Origin of the sequence: Ancylomarina longa, from assembly GCF_003996985.1 — a bacterium.
GTDB classification, from domain to species: Bacteria; Bacteroidota; Bacteroidia; order Bacteroidales; family Marinifilaceae; genus Ancylomarina_A; species Ancylomarina_A longa.
Genome location: NZ_RJJX01000006.1, coordinates 178,598 through 188,493, shown reverse-complemented (window position 1 = coordinate 188,493; position 9,896 = coordinate 178,598). Strand labels below are relative to the sequence as shown.

General features: G+C 33.5%; 10 protein-coding genes. 6 read left to right on the top strand and 4 right to left on the bottom strand.

Going from position 1 to position 9,896, the window contains the following annotated elements; translation table 11 throughout:
* Window positions 1-127 precede the first annotated feature (127 nt).
* From DLK05_RS18015 to DLK05_RS06835, 3 genes are all read left to right on the top strand, one after another.
* Window positions 128-220: a bacteriocin class II family protein gene (locus tag DLK05_RS18015; RefSeq protein ID WP_127343265.1), complete on the top strand. Its 93-nt coding sequence runs from the start codon at window positions 128-130 to the stop codon at window positions 218-220.
* 69 nt (window positions 221-289) lie between these two features.
* The gene (locus tag DLK05_RS18010; RefSeq protein WP_127343264.1) at window positions 290-382 is read left to right on the top strand and encodes a ComC/BlpC family leader-containing pheromone/bacteriocin; all 93 of its coding nucleotides are present in this window, start codon (window positions 290-292) and stop codon (window positions 380-382) included.
* 133 nt (window positions 383-515) lie between these two features.
* Window positions 516-1,379, top strand: a complete 864-nt coding sequence (locus DLK05_RS06835) for a sensor histidine kinase (RefSeq protein ID WP_127343263.1) — start codon at window positions 516-518, stop codon at window positions 1,377-1,379.
* 56 nt (window positions 1,380-1,435) lie between these two features.
* On the opposite strand, the gene DLK05_RS06830 is transcribed toward DLK05_RS06835, so the two are convergent.
* The 3 genes from DLK05_RS06830 to DLK05_RS06820 all read right to left on the bottom strand — a co-directional run bounded on the left by DLK05_RS06830 (window position 1,436) and on the right by DLK05_RS06820 (window position 3,321).
* Window positions 1,436-1,765 carry a hypothetical protein gene (locus tag DLK05_RS06830; RefSeq protein ID WP_127343262.1) on the bottom strand — a complete coding sequence of 110 codons (330 nt, stop codon included), beginning with the start codon at window positions 1,763-1,765 and terminating at the stop codon, window positions 1,436-1,438.
* 27 nt (window positions 1,766-1,792) lie between these two features.
* Window positions 1,793-2,815, bottom strand: a complete 1,023-nt coding sequence (gene ruvB / locus DLK05_RS06825) for a Holliday junction branch migration DNA helicase RuvB (RefSeq protein ID WP_127343261.1) — start codon at window positions 2,813-2,815, stop codon at window positions 1,793-1,795.
* A gap of 125 nt (window positions 2,816-2,940) precedes the next feature.
* The gene (locus DLK05_RS06820) at window positions 2,941-3,321 is read right to left on the bottom strand and encodes a response regulator (protein WP_127343260.1); all 381 of its coding nucleotides are present in this window, start codon (window positions 3,319-3,321) and stop codon (window positions 2,941-2,943) included.
* Between the two features lie 744 nt (window positions 3,322-4,065).
* On the opposite strand from DLK05_RS06820, the gene rpiB reads away from it, so the two are divergent.
* Window positions 4,066-4,500, top strand: a complete 435-nt coding sequence (gene rpiB / locus DLK05_RS06815; protein WP_127343259.1) for a ribose 5-phosphate isomerase B — start codon at window positions 4,066-4,068, stop codon at window positions 4,498-4,500.
* Window positions 4,501-4,627: 127 nt separating this feature from the next.
* The gene (locus DLK05_RS06810) at window positions 4,628-5,071 is read left to right on the top strand and encodes an RrF2 family transcriptional regulator (protein WP_127343258.1); all 444 of its coding nucleotides are present in this window, start codon (window positions 4,628-4,630) and stop codon (window positions 5,069-5,071) included.
* Here DLK05_RS06810 and DLK05_RS06805 read toward each other — a convergent pair.
* Entirely contained in the window at window positions 5,066-5,494 is a 429-nt protein-coding gene (locus tag DLK05_RS06805) for a VanZ family protein (RefSeq protein WP_127343257.1), read from the bottom strand. The two genes, DLK05_RS06810 and DLK05_RS06805, sit on opposite strands and share 6 nt — an antisense overlap.
* 161 nt (window positions 5,495-5,655) lie before the next feature.
* Here DLK05_RS06805 and DLK05_RS06800 point away from each other — a divergent pair, with 161 nt between their 5' ends.
* A complete protein-coding gene (locus DLK05_RS06800) occupies window positions 5,656-9,819 on the top strand; it encodes a phosphodiester glycosidase family protein (RefSeq protein WP_127343256.1) in 4,164 nt (1,387 codons plus the stop codon).
* Window positions 9,820-9,896 lie beyond the last annotated feature (77 nt).

Sequence of the window (9,896 nt, the reverse complement as noted above, 5' to 3'; positions counted from 1 at the left end):
TACAAAACATTAAAGGTGGATATCAAGATAAATCTATCTGTGAAGATATTATTGTCTAAATAATCCTTTGACCGTAATCCTTTTATTTTCCTAGTAAATACAGTTTGACCATTTAATTCTTATAGCAATGAAAAATTTTGAAACATTAGATACCCAAGATCTACAAAACATTAAAGGTGGATATCAAGATAAATCTATCTGTGAAGATATTATCGTTTAATTAATCCCTTTGACCGTAATCCTTTTATTTTCCTAGTAAAAAAAGTATTATCTTTTAAATTCTTTAGCAATGAAAAATTTTGAAACATTAAATACCCAAAATCTACAAAACATTAAAGGTGGATATCAAGATAAATCTATCTGTGAAGACATTATTGTCTAAATAATCCTTTGACCGTAACCCATATTATTTTCTAATACATTTTATTTAATCATCCATTAGGATACATAAGCTGAAGTTCTGTAGTGTGAACCAGGCCTAATAAATCTCTTTTATTGAGACAAAATTCATTTGCATGGAGAAACGTCCAACATATAAACAGCTTGAACGATTATTGAAAGAAGCCGAGGCAAAGGTTAAAAAAACCGAAGAGTTGAAAAATTCTTTTTTGGCCAATATGTCGCATGAAATTCGTACACCAATGAATGCCATTGTTGGTGCATCAGAATTACTTCGAGATGATTCTCTTTCGAAAGAAGAACGTAATGAATTCACAAATATTTTAACATCAAGCAGTAAAGAATTATTGAATTTGTTTAATCGAATTCTTGAATTATCCCAACTTGAAAGTGGGGCTTTAGAATACACCGAATCAGAAGTAAATACGCATACCTTATTAATTAAACTTTATTCTATTTTTGAACAAAAAATAAATGAATCGAGAAAAAATATCAATTTGAGATTTACAGAAGATCTTTCTGATTTAAAAATATTTACAGACTCTATAAAATTACTTAAATTACTTACCTATCTCCTTGACAATGCTGTTAAGTTTACTGAAAAAGGAGATATTGACTTTGGCTTTGCTATTCAGGATCGATATACCCTACTTTTTTACGTAAAGGATACCGGACCAGGAATAGGTAAAGAACAACAAGAAACGATTTTTAAAAAATTCACTCAGGTGGATAATTCTTATACCCGAATATATTCGGGAGCAGGTTTAGGATTAAGCCTATGTAAAGAATTGACTACTGTATTGGGTGGTAACCTACATATTGATTCCGGATTGGGATTAGGTTCTATTTTCTACTTCACCATTCCGCTTAAAATTTCAGAAACTAATGTAGTTCTGAATGAAAAATTAGAAATTATACTAAAAAACAATATTAACAATATATATTCTTTATCAAATTCTGATAAGAATATTGCTATTTGAAAAAAGAAAAATTACTAGGGATTTTAAAGGAGCTTGCTGGTCACAAGCTCCTTTTTCTATTTCTTCTTAAATGAAATTTCCTTAAAATTAAGAAAGGTGTCTGATAAAATTGAAACAATTAATAAATTAAACTTTTGATCAGAATTGGTAAAAAATAAGATGCATGCAACCATCATTAGGAAAATGGAAGCCAATTTGAATATTGATTTTACTTTAAATACTTTCAATTGTGGAAAATCGAAAGTAAGCAAACGATAAAAAATATTTAATACCAAACCACCAATTAAAAGAGCAGATCCATAACTGTCTCCTTGTAAAATAAATAGTGCTCCCACTATAATTAAAATTGTAGCTAAAGTATATAGAGCTAATAAAATTCTTTTCATTTTAAATATTTAATAAATATAAAACAACTAAAATAGAGTCTCCGGATCTTTAAATCTATCTTTTCCTAAATGAGAATAAGCAAGTGGAGTTACTTCCCTTCCTCTGGGAGTTCTTTTAATAAATCCTTCTTTAATCAAAAATGGTTCATAAACCTCTTCAATGGTTCCACTGTCTTCGCTCACTGCAGTTGCTATAGTTGAAATTCCAACAGGACCACCATTAAATTTATCAATTATTGTATTCAATATTCGGTTATCCATTTCATCTAATCCATGTTTATCGATATTTAAGGCTTCCAGAGAAAATTTAGTAATTTCAATATCGATGGCACCATTTCCTTTTACTTGAGCAAAATCTCTAACTCTTCTTAAGAGTGCATTCACAATTCGTGGTGTTCCTCTACTTCGGGAAGCAATTTCTCCGGCGGCTTCATGAGTAATTTCCACATTTAAAATACCGGCACTTCTCTCTACTATTTTAGTAAGCACTGGTAAATCGTAATACTCTAAATGACAATTAATACCGAAACGAGCACGAAGTGGCGAAGTAAGTAATCCTGATCGGGTAGTTGCTCCAATTAATGTAAAAGGATTTAATTCTAACTGTATGGATCGCGCAGCCGGCCCCTTATCAATCATTATATCAATTTTAAAGTCTTCCATAGCAGAATATAAATACTCCTCTACAATCGGACTTAAACGATGAATTTCATCAATAAACAAGACATCGTTTACTTCTAAATTTGTAAGCAGTCCAGCCAAATCTCCAGGTTTATCCAATACAGGACCCGAAGTTACTTTTAAGCCAACTTGTAATTCATTGGCTAAAATATTTGATAAGGTAGTTTTTCCCAAACCTGGAGGGCCATGTAGCAGAACATGATCCAAAGCTTCTTCTCTCATTTTTGCAGCTGTAACAAAAATGCTTAGATTCTCCACTATTTTTTTTTGTCCTCTAAAATCAGAAAATTCAAGAGGCCGTAATTTAGAATCAAATTCAGTTTCTTTTTCAGAAAAGTTATGACTGCGAATATCTAGATTGTCATCCATAAATCGAAATTACCAATAAAAGTAGGAAGCATTAATGTTATTAAAAATTCAATTGTAGCTTCCTAAGTTAGATCAGGACAAATGTAGTAACAAAAAAGCTATGCTTCGTGAAGTGAAAAATCCATTTAGAGATTCAATTTTTCCAACATCTTAAAAAGATTATCGATTTCAAATGGCTTTGCAATATGTCCGTCCATTCCATTTTGAATGCATTTTTCTTCATTTGCTATCATGGTATCAGCAGTCAGAGCAATAATTGGAATCCGACTATTTGTTTCAAGACTACGAATAGTTTTTGAAGCTTCCATGCCATCCATTTCTGGCATCATGATATCCATAAGGATAAAATCGTAATTTCCTTCCTTATATTTTTCAATCGCTTCAATTCCATTATTAGCAACATCAATATTGTAACCAAATCTTTTAAGTGTGAATTTCACAACTGTTTGATTAAGCTTATTGTCTTCAACTAATAATATAGAATAATTTTTCGTCTCCCAATTCATTTTTTCACGATGGATTTTTGAATGATGCAAGATAGTAAAATAGAGAATAAAATTAAGTAAACATTCTAATAATATTCTTGTTATCTCCTATCTTAAATCTAAATTCATTTTTAGCTGATATCATTGTTATCAACAACTCTAATATTATTATTTTTCTTTTTAAAATTTCTAAAAAAACATGATGATAATGATATCCTGTTAATAGTGTTGGTAAGACTTGATTCAGTTTATTGCTTTTTAATAAACTGAATAGCGAGTAACAGGAAACTAACAGGGTGTGTTAATTTAGGAGTATTGTAATTCAATTAAATATGGGTGTTATCAACAAGCTGTTAATAAGAATTGTTTTTAATAAAATTTGCCTTCTTTACTATTAACACATTGTTGAAAACCCGTTGAAACATGTATGTTCATTGGTAAAAAATAAAATTGCTATAAACAATCATTTTCTCTATACAGAAGTAAAATTCAAACTACCAAAGGAAAGATTCAAAATTTTAGTAAGGAAAAATCAACAGTCTGTTTAAGGATTGTTAATAGAAATGTTTATAAAGCCAAAAGCTTTATTTAGATAATAGATACACAGTAATTTACTACGAGAAGCTAATTGTTAGATGTTACTGTGTGGAATAAGAAAGTAAATAGATATGAATATTCATTAATCAGAATACAAGTAAGTAATTTTCCTTAGTTTTGTATTCGGTTATTTAATTGATTTATGGATGATTTTTTAAACTAATAATAATGGTAAAAATAGCGATAGCTTCGGATCATGCAGGTTTTCTGTACAAAAATAAATTGGTTGCCTATTTAATATCTGAAGGATATGAAGTAAAGGATTTTGGAACTAATTCGGAAGAAAGTATGGATTATCCGGATACTGCTCATCCATTAGCTGAAGCAGTAGAGAATGGTGATTTCGTATTTGGTTTTACTTTGTGTGGAAGTGGAAACGGTATTACAATGACTGCCAATAAGCATCAAAAGATACGAGCAGCTTTATGTTGGACTGCTGAAATTGCAAGTCTTGCTAGAGCACATAATAATGCAAATGTATGTGGTATACCTGCTAGATTTGTGAGTTACGAGGAAGCAGAAAATATTGTAAAGGTTTTTTTAGAATCAGAATTTGAAGGAGGCCGTCATCAAAAAAGAATTGATAAAATAGCTATTTCATAATATTTAAGTTAATAGAAGAATCATAATAAATAAGGAATTAAAGAATTAAAGATGCTTTATTAGCTGTATTTATTATTATATTTGCCTTGTTGTTAGATAAATGTGTTTGTTAAATTAAAGAATTAAGATGCTTTCGAATACTTGTAAATATGCAATTCGCTCCGTAATTTATTTGTCTATAAATGCTAATGATGGCAATAAAATAGGCATAAAAAAAATTGCTGAAGATTTAGAAATACCAACTCCTTTTTTGGGTAAAATATTACAAAGCTTAGCCAGACAAAAATTACTAACTTCAACAAAAGGACCACATGGTGGTTTTGGTATGGGTAAAAAACCAGAAGAGATTACACTCATGAATATTGTTGAAATAGTGGATGGAATGGATATGTTTGAAAATTGTTTGATAGGTATGCGACCTTGTAAAACCGGAACAAATAATCAACACCCTTGCCCTGTTCATAACCAATTTAGTAGTATTAGGCAGAGTATCTATGATCTATTTAATGGTAAAACAATTGGTCAATTGATTACCGAAATGGAAAATACAAAGGAGTATATTAGTTTATAGAATTTTTTTCAGAAAAGATATATTTTTAAAGGGCTTGCTATTTAATAGCAGGTCCTTTTGTTTTTTCAACCAAGGATACAGAATAACTGCAACGATCCCTCCTAAAATATCAGCAGATAAGTCCCAATAATCACCACTTCTGTGGATGAAATAATTTTGCTGTAGATATTCTATTAAAGCACCATAAGCAGCGATTAAAAAAAGTGCAATACCAATCATTTTAAATTTACTGAGATTGGTTTGATAGCTCAACTCTGCAAGGAGAAATATTCCCATTACAAAAAACATCCCAAAATGTACCATTTTATCGAAGTAGGGAAGGTTAAATAATGAAGATTTAGGAAGATCATCTCCAGGGACAGAGCATAGAATAAAAATAAGCAACGCCCAAAGTATATTTCGTAAAAAGAGTTTTGTTGTCATTTCTTATTGTTTGTACAGCTGTAAAGGTAAGAAGCATTTTTGGCTTCACCATCTATCTTACTTGCAATTCAATTTTTTGTAATGATTTCTAATGATCCATTTAACAGAATTTTGTAAATTAAATGAACCTAAATAAAAAGTTCAATTTTAGCATTTGATTTATGAAGAATACCGCAGAGAAAATGATGGATTTATTGAAAGCAGAAAGCATTAATACCTGGTTTGATTTGGGATTGTTTATCGATAAATTTAAGGAGAATAAGCCTATACCTGTTGTTGAATTCCACCGTTCTTATAACGACTTCAAAAACAATATTCAGAAAAAGGGAATTGCTTTTCTCACCTTTTACTTTTCTATTGATGGGGTAAGTATAGAAATAGAGAAATATGCCAAAACCTTCCGTTATCATATTGGTGAAGATTTGCCCGTTCACTATATAGCCGGAAAAATTTATCCGGAAGCTAAAAAGATCAGAGATCCCAGAAGTAAAACCTTCTGCATGGAAGCCATGCAAGGATTTGACGATTGGTCGCTGTATAAAGATTTCTTTTTTACTAAGTTGGAAAGAGGAAGTAAAACCTATAATGATCTTATTTTAAAATTTTGGGATCAAACATTACAGATATGCGGTGAGTTGGGGAAGTATATTGAGGACAATAATATTGGTTTACTCTATCTTATCAATGTTTGTTCCAATCCTGGAAATGTAGCACTGGCTTTAGCAAGTGTTTTGGTTTCCGAATTTATGGGGATTCCCGTAATCAATAATAACCATGACTTTTATTGGGAGGGTGGTAATTCTAAAATAGACAGAGAAACCAATGGTTTAAAGAAAGGTCCGAGAGATTTCTTTTTCACGAATTCACACCTTGGCGAATTTTTTTCACTGTTAGAGGTTTTATATCCATGGGAATCACGTTCGTGGATTAATGTGAATATTAATCGCAAACAAAACGAACATCTGATTAATAAAAAAGGACACAATCCCGCCAATGTGTGTGAAATTGGTACTGCCGTAGATAGTAGGGAATATTCAAATATCGACAAAAGAAAACGTATTGAGGCGCTTTACCAGATGGAGAAAATGCTGAGTCGCTACCATAAAAAAGCATTAGTAAGCTATTCGGTGAAGGATGTTTTGAAATACAAATTAGTAAACAGGAAAAAACCGGAACCTATTTACATTGGCTATAAAACAAAGGCCATGCATAAGTTCCTTAGCGAGAACATTATTTTCTTGCAACCAACCCGTGTTATCTCGAGAAAAAGAATCGAAGTCAATTTTGATTTACTCCTAAAAATATTAGAAGTAGAAAGCCTTAAAACAAAGCTGAAAGAATCAGATGATTTAAAAATTACCATATTGATTACAGGTCCCATCCCTAGTGGTCAATACCCTTATTTTCAAAAATTATTACAGCGATTCGATACTCTCCTTCATGAGATAGACAGAAGTTTACGGAAGAGAATTTATTTAGGATTCCTTTTTAGTGAGATGGATAAAGATAGATTCAAAGAGCATTTCGAAAACCCAATTGGAATACCGGAATTATACAGTATTTCATCATTAATATTATTACCATCAAAAACGGAAGGCAGAGGACTTCCCATTATTGAAGCTGCAGCTGCCGGAGTACCTATTTTTTGCCGCCGCTACCAGCCAGAGAATGTGTATGCCGAAGTTATAGGGGAGCATTTACCCGAAAAAGATCGCTTGCGTGTAATAGAATTTACCGGTAGAAATATAACGGATGCTCATGTGCAGGAAGTTATCGAAAAAGTATTCTTTCCCCATTTGCATTATCGGGATGTGATGCACAATAAAAAAGTGTTGGAGAGGCGGTACAGTATCCCGGCATTAAATGCGAATATCGACAGAATCCTGCATCAGCTTTTTTATCAGCTAAAGCCAAACGGACAAAATAGCTTGCATGTGCGCAGATTGTTGGATGCTTATCGGAAGAAGGTTAATTTCAATAATGAGGATATTGAGGCTTTACTGGCATCGAAAAACAGACATTATCTTCCGGGTTATGGGCGATTGGCATATATGCTGAGATTAAAGTCCCTGATTGATCCAAGTGCTTTTCGAACAGAGGAACAAGAAATAAGAGGTGGTACTTTTTATTTTGCCAAAAAACAAATCGATGACCATCCCAATTTGGAGGAACTCAGCAAAGAACAAATTCATAATTTTTATAATGCGGTAGATAATTTATTTACCATTCGAGATGGGGAGTTGGAAGTGAGGCACGATCATTCCTTCGCCTATCGACATCGGAATAAGTATGCCTATCCTTATCAGGAATTCACACACCAGGAATTATCAGGAATGGTGAACCTGATAAAATCTGAATATATTCCCTCTAATTTGGGGCGAAAAGTAGATGGAGCTGCTCGTTTTTTTCTCGATAAAAATCTGGCACTTTCTCAATTGACTTCCTGTTCTTCAATCTCTATTGATGACAGATCCTTTCTATTTCAAAAATTGAAATTAAATGTTCCGATTGCTTACTTTCCAGGTAAGTTCGTAAAATATGAGTTGGAATATTTCGTGCTGAATTCGATAAAGAGCAGATTAAATATTCAGATGCACGAAACTATTAATTTGGAAGACTTACAGAAAAATCAGCTGGCCGGAATATTTGTTTTTGCACCAGAACAAGCCCAAACGAATTGGTCAACTGCAAGTGATATTCAGGAATTTATTGAATCGGGATTTGATCAGGAATTAAAATTGCTTTATGAAGAAAAAGTATTGCAAATAATTGCCATAGAAACTCTCACAGTCGGCATCCATATTCCACAAATGGGACAGGAAGCCATTTCTATTTTGAGGAATATCAAGGAGGAGGGAGGATATCTCATTTCCAATCGTAGAAATGCTGCTTTCATGACTGATATTTTAGATATGGACCGATTTCATATAGGTATGGTTACCACCGAAATGGCGGCAAATATCATGGGAATTCCCAATCATACAGGATACATTCAATTTGCACCAGCCGGGGTGCGAACCACTCTGTCGTATCCTACTCCTATACAAACTGCCAAAGATTTTTCCGACCTATTGCACTCAGCGTCATTTCGTGCTTTGTGTGATAAGCTAGGGGAAGCTAAGGTGTTTGAATACATTCGCGAAGATGCCCAAACCAAGGGATCACCACTACGTCAGGTTTTGACAAATATCTCTTCATCCGAAAAGGAGAAACCAGATGTGGAATACAATTACACCACCGGTATATACGAGGATGGCAATCCCTGGAATGGGGTGATAGCAAAAGCCAATAGGGAGCACAACCCGCAGGAATGGCATTTTGCAACAAGAAGTGCGGCCAATACGAAAACCGTGACACAGTTTGTTGAAGAATTTGAGAAGTTGAATCAGGCAGATGTGAAAATTGCATGGAATGGTGGATATATTTTAAACCCTGAATTGGTTGGTAAGTTGGGATTATCCGAATCTTACATCGGTTCTCCATTGGGTTTACTCATTGCAGATGGAGAGGTAAGGAGTGCAGCCCTTTTCAATAAGCCCGCATTGATAATTTACGATGATGGTAGTATTGATATTAAGCGGGTCAACTGTTCCAGTGGCATACAAGTTGATTTTGGAAATCAGCAGGTAGTATTTCCCAAAGAGAATTACAATCAATGGAATGCTGAAGAAGCTTCCTATTTCGATTTGATGTATGATAAGGAAACCATTCCGGCAAAGGACTGTATGATTATTCGTTTGGCTGGAAATATCATAAAGGAAGTAATAACAGGAGAGGAAGAAGTTTACCAGATTCCAGTAGGATTAACACTCTGTATTCCTCAAAAACTTTGGAATAATATCCTACCTAAAACAGATAATGCAGTCAGTATAAAACTGAATGGATTGGAAAACATTCGGCATGCTGTAGAAGCCGGTCCACTACTGCTGGATAAAGGCGAAGTTTGTATAGATATGGAACAGGAAGGATGGAAGAAGAGCAATTCTATAAAAACCCAGGCAGCACGCCTTGATTTTACCGACATGCGGGGTCCTAAAATTGCTGTTGGTATCGATCAGAAAGAAAATTTATTTGTGCTTACCATTAATGGAAGGATAAGGGAATCGGTAGGTGCTACGCATTTCGACATGGCTGCGATATTAAAAAAGCATGGCATCCAAAAGGCGATGGGATTTGATCCGGGAGGCAGCTCCACATTAGTTGTTGATGGTACTACGCTGAACATTTCACCTTACAATTCTAAGTACGAAACTAATATTTATGCACTTGCCCCCGAACCCCGTGCAGTGTCGAATGCTGTGATCGGCTACAAGAAAAAGCTTTAATTCAAGCAAATCTGTTCAATAGTACAGAGGAGTGCAGATTAAAAAACACCATGCAGAATTCTGCATGGTGTTTTTTA

Bases quoted from the DNA above. Each gene is read 5' to 3' on its own strand.
- DLK05_RS18015 (WP_127343265.1), top strand. From the start codon at position 128: ATGAAAAATTTTGAAACATTAGATACCCAAGATCTACAAAACATTAAA.
- DLK05_RS18010 (WP_127343264.1), top strand. From the start codon at position 290: ATGAAAAATTTTGAAACATTAAATACCCAAAATCTACAAAACATTAAA.
- DLK05_RS06835 (WP_127343263.1), top strand. From the start codon at position 516: ATGGAGAAACGTCCAACATATAAACAGCTTGAACGATTATTGAAAGAA.
- DLK05_RS06830 (WP_127343262.1), bottom strand. From the start codon at position 1,765: ATGAAAAGAATTTTATTAGCTCTATATACTTTAGCTACAATTTTAATT.
- ruvB (WP_127343261.1), bottom strand. From the start codon at position 2,815: ATGGATGACAATCTAGATATTCGCAGTCATAACTTTTCTGAAAAAGAA.
- DLK05_RS06820 (WP_127343260.1), bottom strand. From the start codon at position 3,321: ATGAATTGGGAGACGAAAAATTATTCTATATTATTAGTTGAAGACAAT.
- rpiB (WP_127343259.1), top strand. From the start codon at position 4,066: ATGGTAAAAATAGCGATAGCTTCGGATCATGCAGGTTTTCTGTACAAA.
- DLK05_RS06810 (WP_127343258.1), top strand. From the start codon at position 4,628: ATGCTTTCGAATACTTGTAAATATGCAATTCGCTCCGTAATTTATTTG.
- DLK05_RS06805 (WP_127343257.1), bottom strand. From the start codon at position 5,494: ATGACAACAAAACTCTTTTTACGAAATATACTTTGGGCGTTGCTTATT.
- DLK05_RS06800 (WP_127343256.1), top strand. From the start codon at position 5,656: ATGAAGAATACCGCAGAGAAAATGATGGATTTATTGAAAGCAGAAAGC.